Raw genomic sequence first — 26,510 nt, forward strand, 5'->3', positions numbered from 1 at the left:
TCTCTAGTCGCGCCACGATGAATTCAACTCACAAATCATTGTCGCGCCGCCAGTCTAATTCACAGGCCGATCGGACTCCATCTCACTGGCGCCCGCCATCGCCCCTCGATAGCCCCTCGGGAGCCATCATGCCTATCGCCCTCTATGCCCTGACCGTCGGCGCCTTCGGCATCGGCGTCACCGAATTCGTCATCATGGGACTGCTGCTGCAGGTCTCGACCGACCTTCATGTCTCGGTCCCGACCGCGGGCCTGCTCATCACCGGCTACGCCTTGGGCGTGTTCGTCGGCGCGCCCGTGCTGACGCTCGCGACCCGCCATCTGCCGCAGAAGACGACGCTCCTGGTGCTGATGGCGATCTTCACGGTCGGCAACCTCGCCTGTGCGCTTGCCCCGGACTATGGGCTGCTGATGGCGGCGCGCGTGCTGACCTCGCTCGCCCACGGCACGTTCTTCGGTGTGGGCTCGCTCGTCGCCACCAGCCTGGTCGCCCCCGAGCGCAAGGCGTCCGCCATCGCCGTGATGTTCACCGGCTTGACGCTCGCGACGCTGCTCGGCGTGCCGTTCGGCTCCTGGCTCGGCGTGGCGCTCGGCTGGCGCGCGACCTTCTGGGCGGTGAGCGTCATCGGGCTTGCGGCCCTCGTCGTGCTGGCCCTGCTCGTGCCCAAGGCCGGCGAGCGGCCGGCGCCGGCGCCGCTCAAGGACGAACTCGCCGTGCTGACGCGGCCGCAGGTGCTCTTGAGCCTGCTCATGACCGTGCTGGGCTTCGGCGGCGTGTTCGCCGTGTTCACCTTCATCCAGCCGATCCTGGTGACACTGGCGGGGTTCGACAAGGCGAACGTCTCGCCGATCCTGCTCGTCGTCGGTGCCGGCCTCGTCGTCGGCAATATCCTGGGCGGGCGCTGGGCCGACCGGCACCTGTCGGGTGCGCTCGTCGGCACGCTCGTGCTGCTGACGCTGGTCCTCGTTGGCGCCGGCTTCGCCTTCCACGACCGCATCACGGCCGTCATCATCAGCTTCCTGTTCGGTGCCGCCGCGTTCGCCACGGTCGCCCCGCTGCAACTGCGCCTGCTGCACCAGGCGGGCGGCGCCGGCCAGGGGCTCGCTTCCAGCCTCAACATCGCTGCCTTCAACCTCGGCAACGCGCTGGGCGCCTGGCTCGGCGGCGTGGTGATCGACCAGGGCCCGGGCCTGGCAGCCGTGCCGCTCGTCGCGGCATTGGTGCCGCTCTCGGCCCTCGGCCTCGCGATGGTCAGCCTGGCGCTCGAGCGCCGGACCGCGGGCGCCATGGCCGGGTATGGGCAGGGCGCGGATTAAGTGCGATCCCTTCTGGAATGCGGCCCCGGCCGACCCCACACATTACGGCGACAAAAGAAAGGAACAGTCTGATGGATCTCGCTCTCAAGGGCCGCCGCGCGCTCGTCACCGGCAGCACGGCCGGCATCGGCCTCGCGATCGCGACCGGCCTCGCCCGGGAAGGCGCACAGGTTATTATCAACGGCCGGTCCCAACCGTCGGTGGACAAGGCCGTGGCCGAGCTCAGGGCCGAGACCGGCGGCGACGTGACGGGCTTCGCGGGCGACCTCTCGACCGCCGCCGCGGCCGAGGAACTGGCGCGGCGCCATCCGGACATCGAAATCCTGGTCAACAACCTCGGCATCTTCGAGCCGAAGCCGTTCGAGGAGATTCCGGACGAGGACTGGACCCGGTTCTTCGACGTGAACGTGCTGAGCGGTGTCCGCCTCGCCCGCCTGCTGCTGCCGGCCATGAAGCGTGCTGACTGGGGCCGCATCATCTTCATCTCGAGCGAGAGCGGCGTGCAGATCCCGGCCGAAATGATCCACTACGGCATGACCAAGAGCGCGCAGATCGCCGTCGCCCGCGGCCTGGCCGAGGCGGTCGCCGGCACCGGCATCACCGTCAACAGCGTGCTGCCCGGCCCGACCAAGTCGCGCGGCGTCGTCGATTTCGTCGGCCAGCTGAGCCAGGACAGCGGCAAGGGTTTCGAGGAATTCGAGACGGAATTCTTCGAGAAGGTCCGGCCGACCTCGCTCATCAAGCGCTTCGCCACGACGGACGAGGTCGCCTCGCTGGTGACTTATCTCGCGAGCCCGCTCGCCTCGGCGACCACGGGTGCTGCGGTCCGCGTCGACGGCGGCGTCATCAAGAGCGCGTTCTGAGGGCGCTTACCCGGCCAGCACCCGCTCGAGCCACGCCGCGGCCTCGATTGCCGCGGCGTCGTAGCCAACCGGCGCCAGCACCTGCACGCCGAGCGGCAGGCCGGCCGGGTCCCTGAGGCCCGGCACGTTGATGGCCGGCGTGCCGGCGAGCGTCCAGAGCCGGTTGAACTGCGGATCGCCCGTCCCGCCATCGCGGGGCGGCGCTACGCCAGCGGCACTCGGGCTGATCAGCACGTCGACGCTGGCGAAGACCTCGTCGAGCGCCGCGCGGAGCCGCGGGACCAGCGCCCGGTCGCGGGCATAGGTCTCACGCGAGAGCGCGCGGCCTTCGGTCAAGAGGCTCTGCAACCGGGGCGACAGGCTCGTCCAATGCGCCTCCGCCTCGAAGGCCAAGGCTCGGGCCGCCTCGAACGCCATGATGCGCATCTGTGTTGCGAGCGCCTCAGCCGCGATCGGTGGCAGTGCGCAGTCGACGACAGCAGCCCCCGCCGCCTCGAGCCGGGCCGGCAGTCCCAGGAACGCGGCCGTCATGTCGGGGGAGGCCTGGTCCCAGGCCGGCGAGCGGCAGAGCCCGATCCGGCGCGGCCGGCCCGCGCGCTCGGCGACTGCGACGAGACCGAGCCCGCTCACCGCCTCGACGAACAGCGCCGCGTCGGCGACCGTGGCGCCGAGCACGCCGATCGTGTCGAGCGTCACCGCGAGCGGCTTGACGCCCGCCGGATCGACCAGGCCGAAGCTCGGCTTATAGCCGACGACCCCACAGAACGCGGCCGGCCGCACAATCGAGCCCGCGGTCTGCGTACCGGTCGCAAGCGGCACCATGCCGGCGCCGACCGCCGCGGCCGAACCGCTCGACGAACCGCCGGGCGTGCGCGCCGGGTCATGCGGATTGACCGTCGGGCCCGGGTTGAAATGGGCGAATTCGGTCGTGACCGTCTTGCCGACCATGACCGCGCCGGCGCGCCGGGCAAGCGCCACGACGGCAGCGTCGAACGGCGGCTGCCAGTCGCGATAGATCGGCGAGCCGCAGCGCGTCGGCAGGTCATGGGTCGCCATGATGTCCTTGACGCCGAACGGCACACCGTGCAGCAGGCCGCGCTCCGGCCCGCGATCAAGGGCCTCAGCCGTAGCCAGCGCCTGGTCCTGGCCGAGAGCCACCCAGGCCCGGAGCGTCGGCTCGCGGGCGTCGATCCGCTCGAACGCCTCGCGCACGACCGTCTCGGCGGTGGCATGGCCCGACGCGATGCGGCGCCGGATGCCGACGGCAGAATGATCCTCGATCGTCATCGCGCTTTCCTTCTACAGCCTCTCGTTTGCAGTCAGTCTATCGCCGGCTCAGTCGAGCCGCCAATGCCGCTCGGCCACATTGTAGAGCGGCCGCCAGACGAGCCGGTTCGAGAGGGCGACGAAGCGCGACATTACGGCGATGCCGAGTGCCACCCGGCCGAGGTCGCCCGCCGCGGTCCAGTGGGCGATATAGGCGCCGAGCCCGTGCGCCTCGATCGTGAGATCGCCCCAGCTGACGAATTCCGCCACGATCGAAGCATTCCAGCAGGCGCCGGCCGCCGTCACGGCGCCGGTCAGGATATAGGGATAGATCCCGGGCAGCATGACCCGGCGCCACCACATGCCGCCGCGCATGCGGAACGCCCGCGCCGCCTCGCGCAGCTCGGCCGGAAAGGCGGCAGCGCCTGCAATGGCGTTGAAGGCGACGTACCATTGGCTGCCAAGGAGGAACAGGCCGGTCAGCCACAGATCGGGATCGAGCCGCCAGTGGACGATCGCCAGCGCCGCCGGCGGAAACAGCAGGTTGGCCGGGAATGATGCCAGCAGCTGGGCGACCGGCTGCGCCGCCCGGGCGAGGCGTGGTCGGAGCCCGATCGCCACACCGAGCGGCACCCACAGGACGAGGGCCGCGAGCGTGACCAGCGCCACCCGCATCGCCGTCCGGCCGCCGAGCAGGATGACCCACAGCACCTCGCCCCAGCCGAGATCCGCGGCGATGAGTTCGTAGGCCTGCCGGCCCACATTGACCAACACCGCGCCCAGGACCAGGTACCAGACGATATCGCCGGCCGCGACGCCGCCCACCCGCACCCTGGCCGGGCGCGCTGCCGGCCAGGGCAGGCGCAGCGCCAGACGGGCGGCGGCGGCGACCGGGCGTGCCGCCCAATTGGCGAGCCGGGCGCGGCGATAAAGATCGAGTGCCCAGGAACCGTGCCGCTGGGCGGCCGCGCTATGCTCCGCCTTGAAGCGCTCGGTCCAGGCGACGAGCGGCCGGAACAGCAGTTGGTCGAGTGTCAGGATGGCGGCACTCATGGCAAGCGCCGCCCAGCCGATCGCCACCAGATCCTGCCGGGCTATCGCGAGCGCCAGGTAGGAGCCGACGCCGGGCACGGCGATGCGCGTGTCGCCGACGGTGATCGCCTCGCTCGCCACGACGAAGAACCAACCTCCCGCCATGGACAGCATGGCGTTCCAGATCAGGCCCGGCATGGCGAACGGCAGCTCCAGCCGCCAGAACACGCGCCAGGCGTTGAAGCGGAACGCCCGCGCCGCCTCGCGGAGATCGGCCGGCACCGTCGTCAGCGATTGATGCAGGCTGAAGGCAAGGTTCCAGGCCTGGCTCGTGAAGAGGGCAAAGACGACCGCCAGCTCGGCGCCGATCTGGCGGTTCGGGAACAGCGCCAGGAAGAAGGTGATGAAGACGGCGACATAGCCCAGCACCGGCACTGACTGCAGCACGTCGAGGAGCGGGATGAGCACGCGCTCGGCGCGCCGGCTCTTGGCGGCTGCCGTGCCATAGACGAGCGCGAAGACGATCGACAGGACGAGCCCCACCACCATGCGCAAGGTCGTGCGCAGCGCGTATCCGACGAGCGGTCCCGGGGCGAGCGAGACCGCGGCGAAGCCGGTGTCGAGCGGCTCAGCGAGCCGCGTCGCCTGCCAGCCGAGGCTGAGCAGCACGGCCAGCACCAGCGGCACGACGATGAGATCGGCACGGCTGGCACCGAGACCGCGGGCGGCACCCGGCATGACGGCGGAAAGACCGGGAAAGCGCAAGATGCCGTGGACTCCGGGCTCGGACGGTCGCGACCCCTGTCATAGCGGATTCACCGGCGAGCGGCGAGCGCGCCCGCGGCCTGTCCGAGTCTCGCGGGAACCGGCGTCAGGGCTGCGGGCGGGCCGTCCCATCGGCCGAGGCCCGGTCGAGGAAGCGCTGCATCCGCAAGTCGCCGTCACGGGCGATGCGGGCCTGGTCGCGGCTGAGCCGGGCTTGTTCGGCCGAGAGCTTCCCCTGCTCGCGGCCGAGATGCGCCTGTTCGCGCCCGAGTTCCTTCTGCTGGTCGGCGAACTCCGCCATCTGCTCGTTAAACTCCTGCTCGATCTCGGATCGAGCCGTCTCCCTATCCTGGTCGTCGCGCACCGCCCCACTCGCCGCCAGTTGTGCGAACCGTTCGCCCTGCTGCCGGCCAAGCTCGCCGATCCGCCGGCCGAGTTCGCCTTGCTGGCGGCCAAGCGCCGCCTGCTCTTGGCCCAGTTCCCTCTGCTGCTCGCCAAGCGCGCGCTGCTGGGCCGCGAGGTCGCCCTGGGGCCGGAACAGGTCTGCCGCCTCCTCGACCCGCGTCGGGTCGGTCACGACATAGAGCCGGCCGTCGCGCACAAACAGGATCGCCTCGTCGCCGATCTGGTCGGGGGCCCGGTCGCGGGCCGCCAGCACCCGCAGCACATCCTCGCCGCGGCCGCTGACCATGGCATGCTGCCCAGGCAGCAGGATCGCGAAAGTGACACCACCGGGGACTGCCGGCGCAGCAGGGATCGCCGGCAACGCCGGGACCGCGGCGAGCGCTGGCACCTCTGCGGTCCGCGGATGCCAGGAGAGCCCGCCCAGCAGCAGCGCGCCCGGCACGAGGCTCGCGGCGAGCAGCACGCGCTGATGTGGCGCCAGCAGCGGCATCGGGACGGCATCGGACAGGATATGCTCGACCCGCTGGCGCAACAGGGCCGGCCGGGCCATGGCGATGCCCGCAGGCAGATCGCGGGCGCGGACCGCGATAGCGAGCAGGATCTCGGCATAGTCGACGCGGCTGCCTACGTGCCGGATGGCCGCCTCGTCGCTCGTCGTCTCGGCCAAGGCCGCGAGCCGGGCCTCGAGCCACCAGGCGAACGGGCTGAACCAGAACAGCGCGCTATGAAGCTGGCTCAGCACCTGGACCGTGAAATCATGATGGGCGACATGGGCGCCTTCGTGGCCCATCACCGCCCGGCGTTGCGCCGGCGACCAGGTGATGAAGCTGACGGGCACGAGGATGGTCTGCCCGAACGTTACCGGCGCCTTGATCCGTGCCGTCACCCGCACGTCGGCGCCGCGCGTCCAGTCGGCCCGGATCGGCCGCGCCGCACGCATGATCGCCCAAGTCCGGGCGAGCCCAATCAGCAGCCGGAGGACAAGCACGCATGCGACCGCGCCATAGGCGAACGGCAGCAGCGTCAGGAGGGAGCGATGTGTCTCGACGACCACAGGGCTGACGGGCACAGGCGGCCGCGGGACCGAGAAGTCCGACGCGGCGCCGACCATGACGTGCGGCAGCATGACGAGCGCCGTCGGCATCCGGACGATCGTCCATTGCATGAGGAGCGGCATGGCGAGGCCGGCCAGCAGCACGACGGTCCAGGCGGTCATCTCCACCTGGGGATGGCGCACCCGGGCGAGCCGGAGGCCGAGCCCGACGACGAGACCGAGGATGAGCGTCCGGACGGCCGCCTCAACCAGCAGCATCATTTCGCCCGCTCCTTCTTGGCCCGTTCGATCTGGGCGGCGAGCGCCCGGAGCTGCGCATCGTCCAGCATGGCCGAATCGACCATGCCGACCAGCACCTCTTCCATCGATCCGTTGCAGAACCAGTCGACGATACGCTTTACCGCCTTGGCCGCCACCTTCTGCCGCGCTTCGGTCGCGTGGAAGGTGAAGGTCCGCTGATCCACCGTGTGGCTCAAATAGCCCTTGTCCTCAAGCCGGCGCAGCACGGTGCGCACGGTCGAGTCCTTGAGCGGACGGGCAAGGCGCTCGCGCACCGTCTCCGCCGTCATCGGCCCTTCAGCCCAGATGAGCTGCATCGTCTCGAGCTCGAGATCGCCGAGATCCGGCGCGGTCGTCGCCATGGTTTCGTTACTCCCTGTAATGCTACGAACGGTAGCACTCGACGAGCGCCCCGGCAAGGCTTGTCACCGGGGCCCCGTTGCGAGCCAACCCTTGAGCGCGGGCGCAAACGGCGCCAGACTCTGGCAGAGCCCCAGAGGCGAAGACGCGCCCAGCGAAAGATCGTCGGCCATGAAGCACACGATCGCGACAGCGGCAGGCCGCGCACCGATAGTGTCGGTCGTCCCCCCGCCTAAAGCGCCCTCTCCCAAAGCGCCACGCTCCAAAGCACCACGCTCCAAAGCACCACACCGGGCCGAACGCCCCGGCCGCGATCTCGGCGCGGCCCCGCCGGACGCGATCGCGCCAGCCGCCGTGCCGGCTGAGCCATCCGCAGACGGTCTTCCCGGGGGTGAACTCTTGGCAGCAGCCGTCGATCTGCTGTCCGAAGCCAATCCGCTGCATCAGCTGCTGCCGATCGATTGGGGCGAGATCACCCGGGCCCTGTCGACGCTCGCGGCGCGGGCGCTGGCGCACCCGGTACCCGCGACGACGGCGGTCGCAAAATTGGGTCTGCAGCTGTGGTGGGATGCCTATGAGACATCTGCTCTCGCCGCATTACGCTGGCAGGGTGTCTCGGCGATGTCGAAGTCCCAGACGGCCGATCGGCGCTTCGATGCCCCCGAATGGGTGCAGCACCCGTTCTTCCGGTGGCTACAGCTAAGCTATCACGCGCTTTCCGGGCAGCTGCTCGAAGCCGCGGAGCAGCAGGCGCGCGACAGCGTCGAACGGCAACGGCTCGTCTTCCATCTCCGGCAGCTGATCGACGCAACGAGCCCGACCCTGTTCCTGCCGACCAACCCCGCGGCGCTGCGCAAGGCGTTCGAGACAGGCGGCAGCAGCCTCGCCGACGGCTGGCACAACCTGCTCGCGGATCTGTCCGCGGGCCGCCTCAGCATGACCGACGCCGATGCGTTCACGCTGGGCCGGGATCTCGCCGTGACGCCGGGCAAGGTCGTCTTCCGCAACCGCCTCATCGAGCTGATCCAATATGCGCCTCAGACCGCAGAGACGCATGAGGTCCCGCTGCTGATCGTCCCGCCCTGGATCAACAAGTTCTACATCCTCGACCTGCAGCCGAAGAACAGTCTCGTCCGCTTCCTGCTCGCCCAGGGCTTCACGGTGTTCATGATCAGCTGGAAGAACCCGGATGCCTCGATGGAGGGCATCACGTTCGAGGATTACATGACCGAGGGCCCGCTGGCCGCGAGCGAGGTGGCGCGCGAGATCACCGGGGCGGAGCAGGTCAATCCGATCGGCTATTGCATCGGCGGAACGCTGCTCGCCGTGACGCTCGCCTATCTGGCGGCTGAGCGGGACCGCCGGTTCGGGCCTGCGACCTTCATGGTGTCGTTGCTGGACTTTTCCGAGGTTGGCGACACGGCCGTGTTTATCGATGAGCCGCAGATCGAATACATGGAGGAGCGCATGCTCGAACGCGGCTATCTCGACAGCCGCGCCATGTCGAACATGTTCAACCTGCTGCGCTCCAATGACCTGATCTGGAGCACGGTGACGAACAATTACCTCATGGGGAACAAGCCGCCGGCCTTCGATCTCCTGTTCTGGAACAGCGACGGCACGAGGATGGCCCGGGCGGCGCACAGTTTCTATCTGCGCAATACCTACCTGGAGAACAACCTGATCCGCCCCGGCGGGGTCTCCCTTCTGGGGCAGCCGATCGATCTGCGGCGCATTCGCCAGCATGTCTACGCAGTCGGCGCGGAGAAGGATCATATCGTCCCCTGGCGTTCGGCCTGGCAGGTGACGCGGCTGACGGGTGCCAGGACCCGCTTCGTCCTCGCGGCGAGCGGGCATATCGCCGGAATGATCAATCCGCCCTCCCAGGGCAAGGGCGGGCATTGGACGAACGAGGCGCCGTCGCCGCCAAAGACGGTGGATGCGTGGCTGGCCGGTGCCGGACGGCATGACGGCAGCTGGTGGCCGGATTGGGCCGCGTGGCTGGCGGCCCGATCGGGTAGAATGGCTCCGGCGCCGTCCGTCGGCAGTGCCGCCCATCGCGCGATCTGCGATGCGCCGGGCACCTATGTTCTGGAGCGTTAGATCGGAGCCCGCCCCGGCGCCCAAGAACCTGGAGGCAGCCATGAGCAGCAGCAAGGAAGAAAACGCCCCCTTCAGCGTCGCAGAGATCGGGGCCTTGGCCCATCTCTATCGCGGCGAGGTCTATCGGAGCACCGTCTGGCGGACACGGCTCGATGCCTCGACCAATTGGGCCGTGGTGTCCACGGGGCTCGCCCTGTCGCTCACCTTCAGCAGTGCCGCCGCTTCGCCGCTGCCACTGGTCCTGGTCGGCCTGCTGGTCGCCGTCTTCCTCTACATCGAGGCGCGGCGCTATCGGTTCTTCGATTTCTGGCGGGTGCGGGCCCACATCCTCGAAACCCAGTTCTTCGGACCGATGCTGCTCGGGCAGGGCGTGCACACGGACAACGGCTGGAACAAGATCCTCTATGAGGACTATCGCACGCCACGCCTCCACATCACCTTTCTCGACGCCGTCGGCCGGCGCCTGCGCAAGAATTACGCCTGGATCTTCACCATCCAGGTGGTGGCCTATCTCGGCAAGCTCGCGATCCATCCGGTGCCGCTCAGCTCGTTCGACGAGCTGTGGGTGCGGGCGGCGATCGGGCCGTTCCCGGGACAGGTGGTCCTGCTCGCGGGCCTGGCATTTCATTCGACCTGGCTCGTGCTGGCGGTCATGACGTTGCACGCCGGACGGGGCAAGGGGCAGTCGAGGAGCCTGCCGACGAAGGACCGCGTCCTCGAGCTGGCCCGGCAAGCCGCGTAAAAGAGACGCGGCGAGGATCGCCTCCCGCCGCGTCGCGACCGCACGAGAGCTCAGACCGTCATGGGCCGAGATGCTGGCGCGATCCGCCCTGCTCAATCCGGCCCGAGGCCAACATGCGGCCCCGGTTTCGCCTCGCCATGCTGATAGGCGCAGGGTTCCCGGGAAACGCGAATCAACCCTGGAATGATCCCCGCTCGAGAGCCTCCCGGTCCGGTCGGGCCAGCCATGCGGTGCGGGCGCTCGACGATGCCAGCAGGCCGATCCCATGATGCCGATCCCATGATTGGGCGAAGCAGACCGGAGAGGAAACGGCGGGCATGAGTTCCGCACTCGACGTGCAGAGGCCGGTGCCCGCCCGCGTGCCGCGACGCCTCAGCGCCGGCCAGGCGATCGCAATGATGCTGGGCATGGTGCTGGTCGGCCTGAACCTGCGTCCGGCCCTGTCCGGTGTCGCCCCGATCCTGACCGAGATCCGCGGTCAACTGGGCCTTTCGACCGCGTTCGGCGGCTTGCTGACCACCGCACCCGTGCTCTGCCTCGGCCTGTTCGGACCGCTGGCGCCGCGCCTTGCCCGCCGCTTCGGCATCGAGCGCACGATCTTCGCCGTCATGATCCTGCTGGCCCTCGGCACGGCGCTGCGCAGCCTCGGCGGCGCGGCGCTGCTGTTTCTGGGAGAGATTATCGCCGGCGCCTCGATCGGCATCATCGGCGTGCTGTTGCCCGGCCTGGTCAAGCGCGACTTCCCCGATCGCATGGGCCTCGCGACCGGCGCGTATACCATGGCGCTCTGCTTCGGCGCCGCCGCCGCGGCCGGCCTGACGGCGCCGGCCGAACATTGGCTGGCCAACCTGGGCTTCGCCGGCGGCTGGCGGCCGGCGCTCGCAGTCTGGGCCGTGCCGGTGCTCGCAGCAGCGCTTGCCTGGTCGCCGCAGCTGGCACGCGCCGGTCGGCTGCCGCCGGCGCCGGTCCGGCCGCCGGTCAAGGGCCTGTGGCGCACGCCGCTCGCCTGGCAGGTCACCTTGTTCATGGGCCTGCAGTCCTCGCTCTCCTACTGCGTGTTCGGCTGGCTCGCCCCCATCCTGCAGGACCGCGGCCTGACGCCGGTCGAGAGCGGCCTCGTCGTCTCGGTCTCCGCCCTGGTGCAAGTCGTGAGCGCCATGGCAGCGCCCATGCTGACCGACAAGGGCCCGGACCAGCGCTGGATGGTGGTGGTGACGCTGGGCCTCGTCATCACCGGCCTGATGGGCGCTGTTGCGGCCCCACTCTCGACGCTGTGGCTCTGGGCGGTGGTCCTGGGCCTCGGCCAGGGCTCGGTCTTCGCAGTGGCGCTCATGCTGATCGTGCTGCGCACCGGCGATCCCGAGACTGCCGCGGCACTCTCGGGCATGGCCCAGAGCGTCGGCTACACGCTTGCCGCCATGGGCCCGTTCGCCGCCGGCCTGATCAAGGCGGTGACCGGCAGCTGGGATGCGGTGCAGCTGCTGTTCCTGGTGCTCACCGCCGCAGCCCTCGCCGCCGGGCTCGGCGCCGGGCGCAACCGGGCGATCGAGCTCGGCCGCCGATAGCGGTAAAGATCTAACGCACGCTGCCAAGCATCACGAGACCGGTTCGCCCCACCGCTGAAACAGGAATGGACGGAGGAAGCTGCCGCGCCGCAGAACGGTCGGACAGTCAATCGCCTCGGCGCCTACAGTGTGACGCCCGGGATCTGTCCGAGAAAGTCCCTTTTACCGAGGTCGACGCCAGCATGACGCAGAATGGCGTAAGTCGTTGCAACATGAAAATAGAAATGCGGAAACACCAGATGCAGCAGATAGTTCTGGCCCGTCAACCGCAGCTCTTTATCCTCGCGTTTCAGGACGATTTCGCGCTCCTCAGTTCCATCGATTTGGTCGTCGGTAAAAGCATTGACGAAATCGAGGGTTCTCGCAATCCGTGCCTTCAGCTCGTCAAATGTTGTTTCGGTGTCGGCATAGCTCGGCACCTCGACCCCTGCGAGCCGGGCGATCGCTCCCTTTGCTTGGTTGGTCGCGATCTGGATCTGCTGAGCTAGCGGAAACATGTCGGGTGCCAAGCGGTAGTTCACCAAGACCGCCGGGTCGATTTGCTTGGCCGTGGCGTGTGTCGCAGCCTTGTCGAGCAGGTTGGTCAGGCTGTTCAATAACTGGACGAAGGTTGGCACCGCTACCTGGGACAGTGAGATTGACATTGCGGATCCCCCCACTTGGTAACGACAGCAGAATAAGCGCGGCTTGCCACCAGCGGAGGCACACAGCCTGCCCCTGAGGATAAGCGCGGCGGCCGCATTGATACGCGAAATCGGAAATATTTTATAGTCGGAATTATTCCTCAGTCGGATGTTTTTTTGAATTTCGATGATCTGAAACCCTGCACCATGGAAATTGAGCTGATCGACCGGGGTCGGCCAGACCATGCAAGGAACTGCCGCATGGCACCGCGCGTGCATTCATCCGGCGCGGACGGTACAAAATCGATGTGAGCTTATCCGCCAGCGGTCGCCATGAAATCCTGGATCCGGTCATTCGTCTGCGCATGCAGCCGTCGCGCGACGGCCGGTCTCGCTCGTGCGATCGACCGTTTCGTCAACCGTTCGGGCCCCGACCCGGCGGTCAATTCGCAATGAGCGCGCGGGTGGGGGCCCATTGCGAATGGGGCCTGGCCGGCGTCGAGGCGCTCCGGGCGCGCGTCGCAGTCCTGGTGATCGTCGACGTGCTGTCCTTCTCGACGGCGGTCGACGTCGCCGTGTCGCTCGGCGCCTCGGTCATTCCGTTTCCACTCGGCGACGCGGCCGCGGCCCGCGCGGCGGCCGAGGCGGCCGGCGCCGTTCTCGCCACACCCCGGCGGGCAATCGGCGGGCAATACAGCCTGTCGCCGGCCAGCCTGGTCGGCATTCCGCCCGGCACGCGGCTGATGCTGCCGTCGCCGAACGGCGCGCGCCTGTCGCTCGCCGGCGGGACGACACCGGTCCTGGCCGGCTGCTTCCGGAATGCCGGCGCCGTGGCACAGCACGCCGAGGCGCTGGCCCAAGGCGGCGCCATCGGCGTGATTCCGGCAGGCGAGCGCTGGCCCGACGGCAGCCTGCGTCCGGCGATCGAGGATTGGCTCGGCGCCGGCGCCATCCTGGATGCGCTCGACCGCACGCTCTCGGCCGAAGCGCGCATCGCGCGCGACGCTTATCGCTCCGTCGGCATGGACCTGCCGACGCTCGTGCAGGAATCACTATCGGGCCGGGAGCTGATCCACGGCGGCTTCCCGGCGGACGTCGAGATCGCGCTCGATTTCGACATCAGCCAGACGGTGCCGGTCCTGGTGGACGGCGCCTATCGGGCGGGTTGAGCGGAACCGACCGCCAGCCCGCCCGAAGGGCCGCATTCGCCCGTGTCGCGCCTACTCAGTGCGAGACGAGCTTGCGATAGAGGTGCCAGGTTGCGTGGCCCAGCACCGGCATGATCACGATCAGGCCGACGAAGGCCGGGATCGAACCCACGAACAGGCCAACCGCGACGGTGAGACCCCAGAGCGCCATGGGCACCGGGTTCGCCATCATGGCGCGCATCGAGGTCCAGATCGCCGTGTCGACACCGACCGGGTGGTCGATCAGGAGCGGGAAGGCAATGGCGCCCAGGGCCAGGACCATGACCGCGAACAGGAAGCCGACACCCATGCCGACGCCGATCATGATCCAGCCGGCACCAGTCGTGAACATGTCATGCACGAAGGCCGTCATCGAGATCGGCGGCTCCGGCCCGAGCGTCACCATGTAGATCGTCTCGGCCGCGACCAGCCAGGCGATGTAAACCATCATGACCAGGAAGCCCAGCACGGCGATGGCGCCCCAGGAGGGTGAGGTGAACACGCCGAACGCATCGGACCAGCCGTTCGAAATGCCCTGCTCGCGCCGGCGGCTCATTTCGTAGAGCCCGACACCGGCGAACGGGCCGACGAGCGCGAAGCCGGCGGCCAGGGGGAACAGCAGCGGGATCAGGCCCGTGCCGAGGGCGGCCCGGGCGAGCACGACACCCAGGATCGGGTAGATGATGGACAGGAATACGACGTCGGTACGATAGGCTTTGAAGTCTTCGAAGCCGAGCCGGATCGCGTCCCTTAGATCGGCCGTCGTGATGTGGTGGATTTCCGTCCGGAGCGCGTCGAGATCTTCCGTCGGATGATAGACTGCGTGGCTGGCGTGCTCCACGATATCGGATGCGAGCTTGACCTGTGACATGCCCCATTCGACGGGGTTACGGATGGTCATGAGGCTTCCTCCCGAACCAGGGTTCGAGGGGTCGCGGAGGGGGCCGTTGGGACCGCTTTGGGTCCGGCGCCGGTCGCTTGTTACCGCAACCCAACACGAAAAAGCATACGCCGACCGCATCCCGCGTCAATCTTGGCGGGATGCGGCCGTTTTCGGGTCGGCTTCTGCGGGTCTTTTCGTCGGGTCTTGGGGCGGACTCAGGCCGGGCCGCGTCGGCCGACCGTGAACATCAGCTTCGGAATCGCCTCGCGCAGTGCTGCACGCAGCGCCGGCTCGTCGGCCGCGGCGGCTTCCGCCAGGATGCGGCGCGGCGCACGCTGGACGATGCGGGCGCGGGCCCGCCCGTCCGGGCCGGCGCCGATCTCGGCAAAGATCTCCGATGGCTTGGCGCCGCGGACCGCCCGCTGGAACTGCACCTGGCCGACGCCGTCGTCGAGGTCGTAGACCGGCAGCTGCGGCCCCTTGGCGTCGTCGGCGTGATCGGGCTCGACCGCCTGCTCGTGCGCCACGACGGCCCGATGACGGTTCAAGGTGAGGGACACGATCCGGTCGGGCGTGAGGTCGGTCTGGAACTGGATCTCCCAGGTCTCCCCGCTCGACGACAGTTCGGCGATCAGCGCGAACAGGTCGTCGCAGTCGCTCTCGTGCGAGCAGGTGACGAAGCCCAGGCGGCCGTCCTGGTCGACGACCCGGTCGTCTTCCTCCGGAAAGCCCAGCGCATCGAGCGCGTTGGACATGGCGCGGATCGAGGCGACGAGGACCGTGGTCACATGCAGTGGCGCCGGCGCGGCATCGGCCCCGGTCGAGCTATGGTCGGAATCGCCGTTCGTCATTTTCTTCATCTCGAGTTCAAGCAACGGAACAACCCGTGAAACCCGACCCTAGCCGAGCCGGGCCGCCAGTCCAATGGATTGATGTCCAACCGATTGATGCGGCGGGCATGCTCTCCTGCCCCACCCGTCGTTCACGCGCATGTGGGCCTATCCATGGGGGCCTATCGCCGCACGTCCACCATCGAGGCGGTCGTGAGGTCGACGTCGAGCAGGTCGGCACCGATCAGGTTGGCGCTGTCGAGCCGCGTGCCGGCGAGCTTCGCCCCCCGGAGCTTGGCCGCAAGGAAGTTGGCGGGCCAGTGCCGGCCAGTCGGCCGGCGTTTCGCATCGAGGATCTCGGCAGGCCCCGCGTCGGCATTCGAGAGATCGACGCCGCGTAGGTCGGCGGCCTTGAACATGGCGCCCTTGAGGATGGCGCCCGAGAGGTCGGCGCCGGCCAGCACGGCATCGGTGAAGTCGCAGAGCGTGAGCGTCGCCCCCTTGCACGGCACGCGCGTCAGGTTGGCGGCCTTGAATACGGCCGCCGACAGGTCGTAGCCGGTCAGATCGAGCGAACGCAGGTCGAGTCCGGTGAAATTGCCCTGGGTACCCTCGACACCGTTGGTCGCGACCCATTTGCGGTGATCTGCGATCATCCGGTTCACGTCGCGCTGCGCCTCGCTCTCGAGCCGGGCAATACTGCCGATCGTGCGCACCATGTTGGCGCCCTCGAGCTTCGAGTTCTCGAGCGCCGCATCGGTCAGGTTGGCACCCGCGAGATCGGCGCCGGTAAGATCGGCCCCGGTAAGGTCGGCGCCCGTAAGGTCGCTGTTGCGCAGGTCGGCCTTGCGGAAGTCGATGTTGCGCAGATTGGCGTTCGTCAGCGTGACGCCGCGGAACACCGAGCCTGCGGCATGCGCGTTGCTGAGGTCGGCGCTCTTCATGTCGGCACCCTCGCGGCTGCCGAACGGCCGGTTCATCTTCTCCTCTTGCGGGCCGCCGGCGTCGAACAACACTCCGCCCGAGAGATCGGCGTCGGTGAAGTCGGCCTCGACCAGCGTGGCGCCGCGGAAGCTCGAGCCGCGCAAGTCGGCCTTCTGGAACTTGGTACGCCGCAGCGTCGCCTGGTCGAAATCGGCGGCGAACAGGTCGGCTTCCGCGAAATTGCCGTCGGAAAAATCCGCCGCGACGAAACGGGAGCCCGGCAGGCGCGCCTTGCGGAAGTCGCAGTGGGCGAAGCGGATGCCGGAAAAATCAATCCACGGTTGATCGAGCCGAATGCCGCCGGTCCGCCGATTCAGCCAAAGCGCATGCGCCTTGAGCGCCTCAACCAAATTGCGCGCCATCCCCGTCCCGCTCGCCAATCCCGCTTGCCTGTGACGGCCGCGCCGCGGCCGATCGAGCAGCGAATACTAAGCGGTCAGGCGGCGTTTCGCACCATCGCTTTTTAAAAAAGGCGGCGGCTAATCGTCGAGCTCGCTGTCCCAGTAGAGATAGTCGAGCCAGCTGTGGTGGTAGTCGCGATAGCGCAGGTCCGGCGCCTTGCGGTTGAGCGCGGTCTTGGACGGGCGGACCGGCTCCTTCAAGAGCGGCATGCCGGCCTCGCGCGGCGTGCGGTTTGCCTTCACGTGGTTGCAGTGCCCGCAGGCGGCGACGACATTCTCCCAGCTCGTCCGCCCGCCGCGTGAGCGCGGGATGACATGGTCGAAAGTCAGCACCTCGGTCGGGAACTCGTCGCCGCAATATTGGCAGGTGAATTCGTCGCGCAGGTAGATGTTGTAGCGCGTGAAGGCCGGGAACCCGTCGATCTTCTTGTAGTGCTTCAAGGCCACCACGCTCGGCACCGACATGGCGCGGCTCGGCGAGCGGGCCTGCACGTCGTAGTTCGCGACCAGCGCCACCCGGTCGAGCATGAGGGCGGTCAGCGCGTCGCGCCACGACCACAACGACAGCGGATGATAGGACAACGGCCGATAATCCGCGTTCAGCACCAGCGTCTGCAGATTCATCATGCGCAGGCCTCCATCCCGAACGCCGTCATACCAACGCCCGATAAAAACAAAGCGGACAAAACAAAACGGCCAAACTCGCGTTTGGCCGTTGCAACAGACTGACGATGCCGCTCGCGACTAACGACGCGGACACTCGAACTCTCATGAAGACTTTGGACCGGCCGGAACGCCTGGTGAGAGCGGGCATGGGCGCCGTCGCGGATCTCGTGCCAGGAGGCAAGGCCGGCGATGGCGACGGCGGAGCCGGTGCGGAGCGAACGGAACCCTCTTCCCGCCCGTCTCGTCTTTACGTCGGGGTGAAGAGCCTGGCCGATCACTCTCTCGTCAAGCACCGTCGCGAACCTCTCCGCGCGCTGTCGCCACAACGGCTTCTTAGCACGGATTTGTGACGGTTTCATATGGGCCGATCGCTACCGGCGGCAAAAAAGCACAACCGACACACAAGAATTTGTCGTTGGGACGCAACCGACCCGCTAATTCTGCGATCAGCCCGGCTGCCGCAGATGACGGACGAGGAACTGGGCGGCGGCGTTGAAGCCCGGCCCGTCGATGCCGTGGCCGAGGCCGGGCCGGCGCAGCGTCTCGGCCGCGATGCCGGCGGTGGCAAGGCCGCTCGCCGCGGCGGCCATCGCCGGGAACGGCACGACCGGGTCGGCATCGCCATGAATGAGCAGCACGGGTGGGTTCGAGCGATGCTCGGCCGCGAGCCGTTCAGGCGCCACGAGTGCCCCTGAGAAACCCACGATCGCGGCCGGCCCGGGCGAGAGGCGCGGGCCGACATGGAGCGACATCATGGTGCCCTGGGAAAAACCCAGAAGGGCGAGCCGGCGCGCGTCGAGCCCGCGCGCCGCCAGCTCCGTCTCGAGGAACGCCGCCAGGACCGGCGCTGCCCGGTCGGCACCCGCCGCCATCACCGCCGGCGTGCGTTCCTGGAGCGAAAACCATTGATAGCCGTAGGGCGCCATGTCGCACGGCTCCGGCGCGTTCGGCGCGATGAAGGCCGTATCGGGCAGCAGCGGCGCCAGGTGATCGGCAAGCTCGATCAGGTCCTGCCCGTCGGCGCCGAGCCCGTGCAGCAGCACCACGAGCGACGTGGGCTTGCCGCCCGATGCAGGAGGGCGGCTCGGACCGGTCAGCGGCAGGGACATGGGGACGGGCTCCTCAAGGATGGGCTCTCCAGGGCATAGCCGACTTGGCCCGTGCCTGCCAACCCCGGGGGTGGGCAAGTCGGCGGGCAAGTTGCTGCGACCGTCCCCGCTCGGCTAAGGTCCGCCCCATGCCCACCACCCGCTTCGCGCCCAGCCCCACGGGCTTCCTTCATATCGGCCACGCGCTGTCGGCACTCTACACGCGCGAGCAGGCGGGACCCGGCGGGCGCATGCTGCTCCGGCTCGAGGATATCGACCAGACGCGCTGCCGGCCGGAATATGCCGCCGCGATCGAGGAGGACTTGGCCTGGCTCGGGCTCGACTGGCCCCGGCCGGTGCGCGTGCAGTCCCGGCATTTCGCAGACTATGCCGCCGTGTTGGCCGGCCTCCGCGCGCGCGGCCTCGTCTATCCGTGCTTCTGCACGCGCAGCACGACCCAGGCCGAGGCGGCAGGCGCCGTCGCGGCGCCGCATGGGTTGGGTCCGGTCTACGCCGGCACCTGCCGGCATCTGTCGGCAAGCGAGCAAGCCGACCGGATCGCCGCCGGCATACCGCACGCACTTCGGCTCGACGTGGCCAAGGCGCAGGCCGAAACCGGGCCGCTCACCTGGCGCGACCTCGACCGCGGCACGATCGCAGCCGCCCCGGAACGGCTCGGCGACGTGGTGCTGGCGCGCAAGGATTGCCCAACCAGCTATCACCTGTCGGTCACATGGGACGATGCGCTGCAGGGCGTCGAGCTGGTCACGCGCGGCGAGGACCTGATCGAGGCGACCCATGTCCATCGGCTGCTGCAGGCGCTGCTGGGCCTGCCCGTGCCGGTCTGGCGCCACCATCCTCTGCTGCTCGACGCCCACGGCAAGCGCTTCGCCAAGCGCGACAAGGCGCCGACGCTCCGCGCGATGCGCGAGGCCGGCAAGACGCCCGCCGAGGTACGGGCGCTCGCGGGGTTCTGAGCACTATTAACAGCCCCTCTCCGCCCCGGCGGAGAGGCAGGGTGAGGTGGGGAACGCGCGAATTCAGCGGTGGTCGAACGGCTGCTCGATTGGGGTTCTCGAAGGCGAAAGCGCTGGAATCCCCCGCCTCACCCAACCTCTCCACCCCCGGGGGTGGAGAGGGGAATCACTTCACTGCCCGCCTTTGACCAGCCCGCCGCGCAGGCCCTCAATCAGGGCCAGGTAATCCTTGTCCTCGGGCACGATCAGGCCGTGGCGGAGGCCGAAGTCGATCAGCACGAGGTTGACGTTGAACTTGAACGCGTCGGTCTCGCGCACGAGGCGCAGGCATTCCGAGACCGGGAGCACGCGGAAATCCTCGATCTCGCCGTCGGTGTTGCGCGGGGTGAACTCGGCCGGCGTCTCGATATCGTAGAGGAACAGCACGTCGTCGCGCATGCCCTCGGGCAGCTCCATGCGGTAGCGCACGGCGCCGACCGCGCGCGCCCGGGCGATGAGCGCCGCCGGCATATCCGCCTCCTCGGCCGCTTCCTTGACGAGCGTCTCCCAGGCGCCATAGCCCGAGCCCATGCCGCCCGCGACCAGATTGTCGAGCTGGCCCGGCGCGATCTTCTTGTCCTTGGCGCGCTTGCCGATCCAGAGCTTAGGCCCATCCGTACCGGGTCGCCAGCCGTTCAGATGCACGCCGTAGGACCGTGTGCCGAAGAACGGGATGGCGCCGCGGTCGAGCTCGAACAGGAGCGGCCCGCCCCAGCCGTCGGTGATCGCGAACAGCTCATCGCGCCGCTTGTCGGCATGGCCCGCGCGGATGAGCTCGTCTGTCACCTCATGGAGCGCCGCCGTGCGGCCGGCCGGCGTCACGAGCGTCTCGGCGAAGGCGATGCCGTCGGCGGTGACGTGGAAGATGCGCGGGAAGGCCGCGAGCGCATTCGCGCGGTCGCGGCGCACGAAGCCGACGCGGCGGCCGTCGAGCATCAGGGGCAGGAAACGGGTGGGGTCGAAGCGGTTGCAGGCTTCGAGATGACGCAGATAACTCATGGCCGGCGAGACTAGCCGCTCATCCGGCCGGGTCAAGCGACCTTACGCCCCTGCCGTCCCGGCCTAGAAATACAGCCGCGTGCCGAGCAGGAAGGCGAGCCCGACCGCGGCGGCGCACGGCAGCGCCGCGGCGAAGAGCAGGGCAAGCGGCCGGGTCGGCTTCTTGCGGGCGAGCCGGCCCAGCGCCGGCAGCCGATCCGCGATCTCGGGCGCCCAGAAGGCGAGCGGCAGCGGCAGGAGCGCCCAGGGCGCATGGAGCGCGCCGCGCGCTTCAGCGACCATCAGTCCGGTAAAGCCTGTCGCCAGCACGGCAATGGTCGCCGGGCCGACGCCCGCCCGGCCGAGCGGCCAGGCCCAGACGAGGCTGCCGAGGCAGGCGCCGGCGAGTGCCAGCGCCAGATCGCTCGTTCCGGCGGCATGGCCGAACAGGGCGACGAAGGCGAGTGCCAGTGCTGCGAGGCCGGTGACCGCAATGGGCGTCGCTCCGGGGCCGAGCGCCGCTAGCCTGAGCGCCGCAGCAGCGGCGATCGCGCCATAGACGACGATCGTCAGGAGTTCCTCGACGGTCGGCGCCATCAGCTGCCGCCAGCCCGTGAGCCAGACGACGGCGAACAGCGCGCCTGCGAGGCCGAGGAATTTCGTAAAGCCGGGCCCGGCGCCGACGAGGGCCGTGATGAGCCCGACGCCCAGCGCCAGCGCCACCGCCTCGCCCAGCTGGTGATAGGCGACGTTGCCGAGGAACGGCAGGCCGCCGGTCACCGCCCAGAAGCCGGCGAGGAAGCCGATGCCGAGCCCAGCCTCGGCCAGCCGCATGTCGCCCTTCTTGCCGCGCAGCGTGCGGATCAGCCCGGTGGCGCCGCACGCGGTGAGCGCCGGCAGGGCGAGGGCCGAGACAACCGGCGAAAGCAGCATGGGGGGCTCGAATCCCGACTAGCGATAAAGGCCTGAGCGGCATAGCCTGTCGCTCGGCGTGGCGAAAGATGTCATCGCCCGACCGATCGTTTTGGTTCCGAAACAGCCCTCGGGAAATCAGTTACCATGACCGCAAGCGCAACGCCTGTCCGGGTCCGCGACATCGAGGCGGCGGCCGGCCGGATTGCGGGCCATGTCCGCGAGACACCGATCCTCGCCCTCGAATCGGGCGCCTTCGACATCGCGGCGCCGATCGTACTCAAGCTCGAATCGCTGCAGCATTCCGGCTCGTTCAAGGTGCGTGGCGCGTTCAACAGCCTGCTCACGCTCGGCGTGCCCGCGGCCGGCGTCATCGCCGCGTCCGGCGGCAATCATGGTGCTGCCGTCGCCTATGCCGCGGGCCGGCTCGGCCATCGGGCCGAGATCTTCGTGCCCGAGATCTCCTCGCCGGTGAAGGTTGCGCGCCTCAAGGACTATGGCGCAATCGTCCACCAGACGGGCGCCAACTATGGCGAGGCGCTGGCGGCTTCGCGCCGGCGGGTCGAGGAGACCGGTGCGCTCACCATCCACGCCTACGACCAGGCGGAAGTGCTGGCTGGCCAAGGCACGGTCGCGCGCGAGTTCGAGCGCCAGGCGACGGCTATCGGCGGCGTCGACACGCTGCTGGTCGCGGTCGGCGGCGGCGGGCTGATCGGCGGCATGGCGGCCTGGACCGGCGGCCGCATGAGCGGGCCGCGGCTGAAGCTGGTCGCAGTCGAGCCCGAGCGCTGCCCGACGCTGCATGCCGCGTTTGCCGCCGGCTCGCCGGTCGATGTCGAGGTCGGCGGCCTCGCCGCCGATTCCCTGGGCGCCACGCGCGTCGGCACGCTCATGTTCCCGATCGCCCAGCGCGCGGTCGACGATGTCGTGCTGGTTCCGGACGAGGCGATCAGACAAGCACAATTGGCGCTCTGGAGCCGGCTGCGCCTCGCAGTCGAGCCGGGTGGCGCCACGGCGCTCGCGGCGCTCCTCGCCGGCCGTTACCAGCCCGCGCGCGGCGAGCGCGTCGGCGTGCTGCTGTGCGGCGGCAACGTCGACCCCGCGACGCTCGCCTGAACCCTATCCCCCTCCCCAACCCTGAAGGAGCGTCCCCATGTTCGCCGTCATCCTGAGCTATGTCCGCCCGCTCGAAGAAGTCGACCAGGCGCTGGCCGCTCATCGCGCCTTCCTCGCCGATTTCTACGCCGCCGGCTTCGGCATCGCGTCCGGCCGCCAGGTGGGCCGCACCGGCGGCGTGATCATCGCGACGGCGCCGAGCCGGGCGGCGCTCGAGGCTGAGCTCGAGAAGGATCCGTTCAAGGTCAAGGGCCTGGCGCAATACGACATCTACGAATTCACGCCGACCATGACCCATCCGGCTCTGAAGGGCGTCGTCAACTGACCCGATAATTCCCCTGGGTCGGCCGCTGCCGGCGCACGCCGGTAGCGGCGCCCGAATCAACGAGGTACCCTGATGTCGTACAAGCTGCCGTTGCGGCAGCGGGGCGGCCGTTGCGGCCGAACGATAAAATCAGGGGAGGACCTCGATGCCCGCCTTTGCGAAGGCCGCGGCCGTGCTCGGCCTCGGCGCGCTGCTCTTGGCGCCTGTTGCCGCTCGGGCGCAATTGCTCGTCGTCGGCAATGACGAGAAGCTGGTCTGGGACGATGCCGGCAAGGCGGTCAACAAGCCGCCCGGCAACGATACCGTGACCATCCTCGACATCGCCAAGCCGACGACACCCGCGACCATCGCCACGCTCAAGCTCGAGAACACCGTGGTCGGGCCGCCGACCAACCTCATGATCACGCCGGACGAGCGGCTGGCGCTGGTCGCGAATTCACTCCACTGGGTCGACGACGGCAATGGCGGCTGGAAGGGCGTGCCCGACACCAAGCTCTATGTCATCGACCTCAAGGCAAAGCCGATCGCGCTCATCGCCACGGTGGACGTCGGCAAGCAGCCCTCGGGCCTCGCGATCAGCCGCAAGGGCGACCTGTGCCTGATCGCCAACCGCGCCGACAATACGGTGAGCGTGCTGTCGATCGCCGGCTCCGAGGTCAAGCTGATCGACACGGTGGCGCTGGCACCGGCCGGTGCGCCCAACCAGCAGCTTTCCGCCGTCGCGATCACGCCCGACGGCAAGCAGGCGCTGGTCGTCAAGTCCGCGGCCAACAGCGTGGCGCTGCTCAAGATCGACGGGCAGAAGGTCAGTTACACGAACTACGACATGACCGTCGGCGTCTTTCCGTACAACGTCCAGATTCCGCCGGGCGGCCATATCGGCATCGTCAACGTCAACGGCGGCAGCGGCGCGTCGGACGGCCAGGTCGACACGGCGGCGATCATCGACATGGAGGCGGCCCCGCCGCGGGTCATCGATCAGGTCGTGATCGGCGACGGGCCGGAGGGCCTGGCCGTCAGCCCCTCCGGCAAGCTCGCGATTTCCGTCATCCTGAACGGCAACGGCAATGTGCCGAAGGCCGCCTTCTTCCACCACGACCATGCCTATCTCGCCATCCTCAAGATCGACGGCAAGAAAGTGACGAAGGTCGGCGAGGCGCCGGTCGGCCAATTGGCCGAGGGCATCGCCTTCAGCCCGGACGGCAAATATCTCTATGTCGGCAACTACCTCGACACCGATCTCGCGGTGTTCCGGGTCGACGGCACGAAGCTCACCAAGGTCGGCGCCAACATCAAGACGCCGGGACAGCACCCCGCCTCGATGCGCGGCAGCACGCCGTAGCGGCCCTCATCATGACGTCAGAGTGTTGAGGCATCTCCTCACGCCGCGAGCTCGCCGGTCTCGTCGATGAGCTCGACGATGTCGGCGATGATGCGGGTGAGATCGTAGTCCTTGGGCGTGTAGACCCGGGCGACGCCGGCGGCCTTGAGTGTCGCCGCGTCCTCGGGCGGGATGATGCCGCCGACCACGACCGGCACGTCGTCGATGCCGGCCGCCTCGAGGCCCTTCATCACCTCGCCGACCAGCGCCACGTGGCTGCCGGACAGGATCGACAGGCCCACGACATGGACGCTTTCCTCGAGCGCCGCATTGACGATCTGGGCCGGCGTGAGGCGGATGCCCTCGTAGACGACCTCGAAGCCGGCATCGCGCGCCTTGAGCGCGATCTGCTCGGCGCCGTTCGAATGGCCGTCGAGCCCGGGCTTGCCGACCAGCATCTTCAAGCGCCGGCCGAACCGGTCCGACACGGCGGCGACCCGCTCGCGCACCGGCTTCAGCGCGTCCTTGGGCGCCGCGGCGCCGCCGGTCGCGGACGCCGCGGCGACGCCGGTCGCCGCCCGATATTCGCCGAACACCAGACGCAGCGTTCCGGCCCATTCGCCGGTCGTGACACCCGCCCGGGCCGCCGCGATCGACGGTTCCATGATGTTGCCGCCGTCCGCCGCAACCTGGCGCAAACGATCGAGCGCCGCCTGGACCGCCTGGCCGTCGCGCGCCGCGCGCCAGGCCGCGAGCCGCCCGATCTGCTCCTGCTCGACCGCCGCATCGACCGTCAGGATGCCGGCATCGCCCTCGGCGACCAGCGGCGAAGGGGCGGTCTCGGTGAAGCAATTGACGCCGATCACCGACTGCTCGCCGCTCTCGATCGCAGTGAGGCGCCGGGCGTTCGATTCGACGAGGCGCTGCTTCATGTAGCCGCTCTCGATCGCGGCGACGGCGCCGCCCATGGCCTGCAGCCGGTCGAACTCGGCCATCGCCTCGCGCGCCAGTTCCTCGACCTTGGCCGCAACCACGGGTGAGCCGTCGAACAGGTCGCCATATTCGAGCAGGTCAGTCTCGTGGGCCACGATCTGCTGCAGGCGCAGGCTCCATTGCTGGTCCCAGGGCCGGGGCAGGCCCAGCGCCTCGTTCCAGGCCGGCAGCTGCACGGCGCGGGCACGGGCGTTCTTCGAGAGCACGACCGCCAGCATCTCGAGCAGGATGCGATAGACGTTGTTCTCCGGCTGCTGCTCGGTCAGGCCCAGCGAATTCACCTGCACGCCGTAGCGGAAGCGGCGGAAGCGCTCGTCGGCGATGCCGTAGCGCTCACGAGCGAGCCGGTCCCAAAGCTCGGTGAACGCGCGCATCTTGCACATCTCGGTCACGAACCGGATGCCGGCATTGACGAAGAAGCTGATGCGGCCCACGACCTGGCCGAATTCCGAGTCCGGCACCTGGCCCGAGGCCTTGACCGCGTCCAAGACGGCGGCCGCGTTGGCGAGCGCATAGGCCAACTCCTGCACCGGCGTGGCACCCGCCTCCTGCAGGTGGTAGGAGCAGACGTTCATCGGGTTCCATTTCGGCAGTTCCCGATAGGTAAACGCGATCACGTCGCCGGTCAGCTTGAGGCTCGGCCCCGGCGGGAAGATGTAGGTGCCGCGCGAGAGATATTCCTTGAGGATGTCGTTCTGCGTCGTGCCCTGCAGCGCCGCCCGCTTCGCCCCCTGCTCCTCGGCGCAGGCGATGTAGAGCGCCAAGAGCCAGGGCGCCGTCGCATTGATCGTCATCGACGTGTTCATGCGCTCGAGCGGGATGCCGTCGAACAAGGCCCGCATGTCGCCCAGATGGCCGACCGGCACGCCGACCTTACCGACCTCGCCCTGCGCCAGCACATGGTCGGCGTCGTAGCCGGTCTGGGTCGGCAGGTCGAACGCGACCGAGAGGCCGGTCTGGCCGCGTTGCAGATTCGTGCGATAGAGCGCGTTCGATGCGGCCGCCGAGGAATGGCCGGAATATGTCCGGATCAGCCAGGGCTGCTCCCGCCCAGCCTGAGCTGCGTTCTGAGCTGCGTTCTGTGCTGCATTCGGTCCGCACTTGTCCTCGCTCATCCGGCCCTCCCCTCGACCTTGCAACCTATTGTGGCGACGCGGGTTTTATATTGTCACACGACTGCTCGACGTTGCTGCCTGCCGCAATTTCCTGTAACGGCGCAATTTTAGTAATAAAAGAACCCACAGCAGGAACCATGAGTAATATTCCGTCGTTTTGTGCATTGCAAACAGATTTCAGTCCGGGCAGGATGCGTTGCAACGAGACAGCGATCAACGGACAAACACCGGGAAAAACCCAAGGTTTCCCGATGGTCGCCAGGAAAAATTCTTGAGAGCGCCTCAAGCGGCGCGACCAGGGTCGAGGAATCGGGAGAAGAGC

23 protein-coding genes are annotated in these 26,510 nt (G+C 68.6%); 10 read left to right on the forward strand and 13 right to left on the reverse strand.

What is annotated here, in order from left to right; translation table 11 throughout:
• Positions 1 to 128: 128 nt before the first annotated feature.
• Positions 129 to 1,316, forward strand: coding sequence for an MFS transporter (locus IEY58_RS25650; protein ID WP_189050999.1), 1,188 nt, complete (start codon positions 129 to 131; stop codon positions 1,314 to 1,316).
• A 71-nt stretch (positions 1,317 to 1,387) separates the two neighbouring features.
• Positions 1,388 to 2,179, forward strand: coding sequence for an SDR family NAD(P)-dependent oxidoreductase (locus tag IEY58_RS25655; RefSeq protein WP_189051000.1), 792 nt, complete (start codon positions 1,388 to 1,390; stop codon positions 2,177 to 2,179).
• Between the two features lie 6 nt (positions 2,180 to 2,185).
• Here the strand turns inward: IEY58_RS25655 and IEY58_RS25660 are convergent, their stop codons facing one another.
• From IEY58_RS25660 to IEY58_RS25675, 4 genes are all read right to left on the reverse strand, one after another.
• Positions 2,186 to 3,466, reverse strand: coding sequence for an amidase (locus IEY58_RS25660; protein WP_189051001.1), 1,281 nt, complete (start codon positions 3,464 to 3,466; stop codon positions 2,186 to 2,188).
• A gap of 48 nt (positions 3,467 to 3,514) precedes the next feature.
• Positions 3,515 to 5,242, reverse strand: a complete 1,728-nt coding sequence (locus IEY58_RS25665) for an ABC transporter permease (RefSeq protein WP_229743952.1) — start codon at positions 5,240 to 5,242, stop codon at positions 3,515 to 3,517.
• 106 nt (positions 5,243 to 5,348) lie between these two features.
• Entirely contained in the window at positions 5,349 to 6,962 is a 1,614-nt protein-coding gene (locus IEY58_RS25670; RefSeq protein ID WP_189051002.1) for a M56 family metallopeptidase, read from the reverse strand.
• The gene (locus IEY58_RS25675; RefSeq protein ID WP_189051003.1) at positions 6,959 to 7,342 is read right to left on the reverse strand and encodes a BlaI/MecI/CopY family transcriptional regulator; all 384 of its coding nucleotides are present in this window, start codon (positions 7,340 to 7,342) and stop codon (positions 6,959 to 6,961) included. Before IEY58_RS25675 ends, IEY58_RS25670 begins: the two co-directional genes overlap by 4 nt.
• A gap of 397 nt (positions 7,343 to 7,739) precedes the next feature.
• Between IEY58_RS25675 and IEY58_RS25680 the strand changes: the two genes are divergently transcribed.
• The 3 genes from IEY58_RS25680 (at position 7,740) to IEY58_RS25690 (ending at position 11,750) form a co-directional block, all read left to right on the forward strand.
• Positions 7,740 to 9,443, forward strand: coding sequence for a PHA/PHB synthase family protein (locus IEY58_RS25680; protein ID WP_229743953.1), 1,704 nt, complete (start codon positions 7,740 to 7,742; stop codon positions 9,441 to 9,443).
• Between the two features lie 40 nt (positions 9,444 to 9,483).
• Positions 9,484 to 10,185, forward strand: a complete 702-nt coding sequence (locus tag IEY58_RS25685; protein WP_189051005.1) for a DUF2270 domain-containing protein — start codon at positions 9,484 to 9,486, stop codon at positions 10,183 to 10,185.
• Between the two features lie 317 nt (positions 10,186 to 10,502).
• The gene (locus IEY58_RS25690) at positions 10,503 to 11,750 is read left to right on the forward strand and encodes a CynX/NimT family MFS transporter (RefSeq protein ID WP_189051006.1); all 1,248 of its coding nucleotides are present in this window, start codon (positions 10,503 to 10,505) and stop codon (positions 11,748 to 11,750) included.
• Between the two features lie 122 nt (positions 11,751 to 11,872).
• On the opposite strand, the gene IEY58_RS25695 is transcribed toward IEY58_RS25690, so the two are convergent.
• Positions 11,873 to 12,619 carry a DUF1993 domain-containing protein gene (locus IEY58_RS25695; RefSeq protein WP_229743954.1) on the reverse strand — a complete coding sequence of 249 codons (747 nt, stop codon included), beginning with the start codon at positions 12,617 to 12,619 and terminating at the stop codon, positions 11,873 to 11,875.
• A gap of 206 nt (positions 12,620 to 12,825) precedes the next feature.
• Here IEY58_RS25695 and IEY58_RS25700 point away from each other — a divergent pair, with 206 nt between their 5' ends.
• Positions 12,826 to 13,542, forward strand: a complete 717-nt coding sequence (locus tag IEY58_RS25700; protein ID WP_189051007.1) for a 2-phosphosulfolactate phosphatase — start codon at positions 12,826 to 12,828, stop codon at positions 13,540 to 13,542.
• Between the two features lie 55 nt (positions 13,543 to 13,597).
• On the opposite strand, the gene IEY58_RS25705 is transcribed toward IEY58_RS25700, so the two are convergent.
• The 5 genes from IEY58_RS25705 to IEY58_RS25725 form a co-directional block, all read right to left on the reverse strand.
• Positions 13,598 to 14,461, reverse strand: coding sequence for a DUF2189 domain-containing protein (locus IEY58_RS25705; protein ID WP_189051008.1), 864 nt, complete (start codon positions 14,459 to 14,461; stop codon positions 13,598 to 13,600).
• Positions 14,462 to 14,658: 197 nt separating this feature from the next.
• On the reverse strand, positions 14,659 to 15,303 hold the full coding sequence (locus tag IEY58_RS25710; RefSeq protein ID WP_189051009.1) for a hypothetical protein: 645 nt from the start codon (positions 15,301 to 15,303) through the stop codon (positions 14,659 to 14,661).
• A gap of 152 nt (positions 15,304 to 15,455) precedes the next feature.
• Positions 15,456 to 16,619 carry a pentapeptide repeat-containing protein gene (locus IEY58_RS25715; protein WP_189051010.1) on the reverse strand — a complete coding sequence of 388 codons (1,164 nt, stop codon included), beginning with the start codon at positions 16,617 to 16,619 and terminating at the stop codon, positions 15,456 to 15,458.
• A 117-nt stretch (positions 16,620 to 16,736) separates the two neighbouring features.
• Positions 16,737 to 17,285: an HNH endonuclease gene (locus IEY58_RS25720; protein ID WP_189051011.1), complete on the reverse strand. Its 549-nt coding sequence runs from the start codon at positions 17,283 to 17,285 to the stop codon at positions 16,737 to 16,739.
• Positions 17,286 to 17,770: 485 nt separating this feature from the next.
• Positions 17,771 to 18,433 carry an alpha/beta hydrolase gene (locus tag IEY58_RS25725; RefSeq protein WP_189051012.1) on the reverse strand — a complete coding sequence of 221 codons (663 nt, stop codon included), beginning with the start codon at positions 18,431 to 18,433 and terminating at the stop codon, positions 17,771 to 17,773.
• 128 nt (positions 18,434 to 18,561) lie between these two features.
• On the opposite strand from IEY58_RS25725, the gene gluQRS reads away from it, so the two are divergent.
• Positions 18,562 to 19,389: a tRNA glutamyl-Q(34) synthetase GluQRS gene (gene gluQRS / locus IEY58_RS25730; protein ID WP_189051013.1), complete on the forward strand. Its 828-nt coding sequence runs from the start codon at positions 18,562 to 18,564 to the stop codon at positions 19,387 to 19,389.
• Positions 19,390 to 19,560: 171 nt separating this feature from the next.
• Here the strand turns inward: gluQRS and IEY58_RS25735 are convergent, their stop codons facing one another.
• On the reverse strand, positions 19,561 to 20,427 hold the full coding sequence (locus IEY58_RS25735; protein WP_189051014.1) for a DUF4743 domain-containing protein: 867 nt from the start codon (positions 20,425 to 20,427) through the stop codon (positions 19,561 to 19,563).
• Between the two features lie 63 nt (positions 20,428 to 20,490).
• On the reverse strand, positions 20,491 to 21,339 hold the full coding sequence (locus IEY58_RS25740; protein WP_189051015.1) for a hypothetical protein: 849 nt from the start codon (positions 21,337 to 21,339) through the stop codon (positions 20,491 to 20,493).
• Positions 21,340 to 21,465: 126 nt separating this feature from the next.
• Between IEY58_RS25740 and IEY58_RS25745 the strand changes: the two genes are divergently transcribed.
• The 3 genes from IEY58_RS25745 to IEY58_RS25755 all read left to right on the forward strand — a co-directional run bounded on the left by IEY58_RS25745 (position 21,466) and on the right by IEY58_RS25755 (position 24,101).
• Positions 21,466 to 22,434 carry a threonine/serine dehydratase gene (locus tag IEY58_RS25745; protein ID WP_189051016.1) on the forward strand — a complete coding sequence of 323 codons (969 nt, stop codon included), beginning with the start codon at positions 21,466 to 21,468 and terminating at the stop codon, positions 22,432 to 22,434.
• 37 nt (positions 22,435 to 22,471) lie between these two features.
• Positions 22,472 to 22,759, forward strand: a complete 288-nt coding sequence (locus IEY58_RS25750) for a YciI family protein (protein WP_189051017.1) — start codon at positions 22,472 to 22,474, stop codon at positions 22,757 to 22,759.
• A gap of 145 nt (positions 22,760 to 22,904) precedes the next feature.
• Positions 22,905 to 24,101, forward strand: coding sequence for a lactonase family protein (locus IEY58_RS25755; RefSeq protein WP_189051018.1), 1,197 nt, complete (start codon positions 22,905 to 22,907; stop codon positions 24,099 to 24,101).
• 38 nt (positions 24,102 to 24,139) lie between these two features.
• On the opposite strand, the gene IEY58_RS25760 is transcribed toward IEY58_RS25755, so the two are convergent.
• Positions 24,140 to 26,188 carry a protein meaA gene (locus IEY58_RS25760; RefSeq protein WP_189051019.1) on the reverse strand — a complete coding sequence of 683 codons (2,049 nt, stop codon included), beginning with the start codon at positions 26,186 to 26,188 and terminating at the stop codon, positions 24,140 to 24,142.
• Positions 26,189 to 26,510 lie beyond the last annotated feature (322 nt).

It is taken from the genome of Aliidongia dinghuensis, assembly GCF_014643535.1.
Classification (GTDB): Bacteria; Pseudomonadota; Alphaproteobacteria; order ATCC43930; family CGMCC-115725; genus Aliidongia; species Aliidongia dinghuensis.

What these genes read in the sequence shown, in the direction of transcription:
- IEY58_RS25650 (WP_189050999.1), top strand. Translation starts at nt 129, where the DNA reads ATGCCTATCGCCCTCTATGCCCTGACCGTCGGCGCCTTCGGCATCGGC.
- IEY58_RS25655 (WP_189051000.1), top strand. Translation starts at nt 1,388, where the DNA reads ATGGATCTCGCTCTCAAGGGCCGCCGCGCGCTCGTCACCGGCAGCACG.
- IEY58_RS25660 (WP_189051001.1), bottom strand. Translation starts at nt 3,466, where the DNA reads ATGACGATCGAGGATCATTCTGCCGTCGGCATCCGGCGCCGCATCGCG.
- IEY58_RS25670 (WP_189051002.1), bottom strand. Translation starts at nt 6,962, where the DNA reads ATGATGCTGCTGGTTGAGGCGGCCGTCCGGACGCTCATCCTCGGTCTC.
- IEY58_RS25675 (WP_189051003.1), bottom strand. Translation starts at nt 7,342, where the DNA reads ATGGCGACGACCGCGCCGGATCTCGGCGATCTCGAGCTCGAGACGATG.
- IEY58_RS25685 (WP_189051005.1), top strand. Translation starts at nt 9,484, where the DNA reads ATGAGCAGCAGCAAGGAAGAAAACGCCCCCTTCAGCGTCGCAGAGATC.
- IEY58_RS25690 (WP_189051006.1), top strand. Translation starts at nt 10,503, where the DNA reads ATGAGTTCCGCACTCGACGTGCAGAGGCCGGTGCCCGCCCGCGTGCCG.
- IEY58_RS25695 (WP_229743954.1), bottom strand. Translation starts at nt 12,619, where the DNA reads ATGGTCTGGCCGACCCCGGTCGATCAGCTCAATTTCCATGGTGCAGGG.
- IEY58_RS25700 (WP_189051007.1), top strand. Translation starts at nt 12,826, where the DNA reads ATGAGCGCGCGGGTGGGGGCCCATTGCGAATGGGGCCTGGCCGGCGTC.
- IEY58_RS25705 (WP_189051008.1), bottom strand. Translation starts at nt 14,461, where the DNA reads ATGACCATCCGTAACCCCGTCGAATGGGGCATGTCACAGGTCAAGCTC.
- IEY58_RS25710 (WP_189051009.1), bottom strand. Translation starts at nt 15,303, where the DNA reads ATGAAGAAAATGACGAACGGCGATTCCGACCATAGCTCGACCGGGGCC.
- IEY58_RS25715 (WP_189051010.1), bottom strand. Translation starts at nt 16,619, where the DNA reads ATGGCGCGCAATTTGGTTGAGGCGCTCAAGGCGCATGCGCTTTGGCTG.
- IEY58_RS25720 (WP_189051011.1), bottom strand. Translation starts at nt 17,285, where the DNA reads ATGATGAATCTGCAGACGCTGGTGCTGAACGCGGATTATCGGCCGTTG.
- IEY58_RS25725 (WP_189051012.1), bottom strand. Translation starts at nt 18,433, where the DNA reads ATGTCCCTGCCGCTGACCGGTCCGAGCCGCCCTCCTGCATCGGGCGGC.
- gluQRS (WP_189051013.1), top strand. Translation starts at nt 18,562, where the DNA reads ATGCCCACCACCCGCTTCGCGCCCAGCCCCACGGGCTTCCTTCATATC.
- IEY58_RS25735 (WP_189051014.1), bottom strand. Translation starts at nt 20,427, where the DNA reads ATGAGTTATCTGCGTCATCTCGAAGCCTGCAACCGCTTCGACCCCACC.
- IEY58_RS25740 (WP_189051015.1), bottom strand. Translation starts at nt 21,339, where the DNA reads ATGCTGCTTTCGCCGGTTGTCTCGGCCCTCGCCCTGCCGGCGCTCACC.
- IEY58_RS25745 (WP_189051016.1), top strand. Translation starts at nt 21,466, where the DNA reads ATGACCGCAAGCGCAACGCCTGTCCGGGTCCGCGACATCGAGGCGGCG.
- IEY58_RS25750 (WP_189051017.1), top strand. Translation starts at nt 22,472, where the DNA reads ATGTTCGCCGTCATCCTGAGCTATGTCCGCCCGCTCGAAGAAGTCGAC.
- IEY58_RS25755 (WP_189051018.1), top strand. Translation starts at nt 22,905, where the DNA reads ATGCCCGCCTTTGCGAAGGCCGCGGCCGTGCTCGGCCTCGGCGCGCTG.
- IEY58_RS25760 (WP_189051019.1), bottom strand. Translation starts at nt 26,188, where the DNA reads ATGAGCGAGGACAAGTGCGGACCGAATGCAGCACAGAACGCAGCTCAG.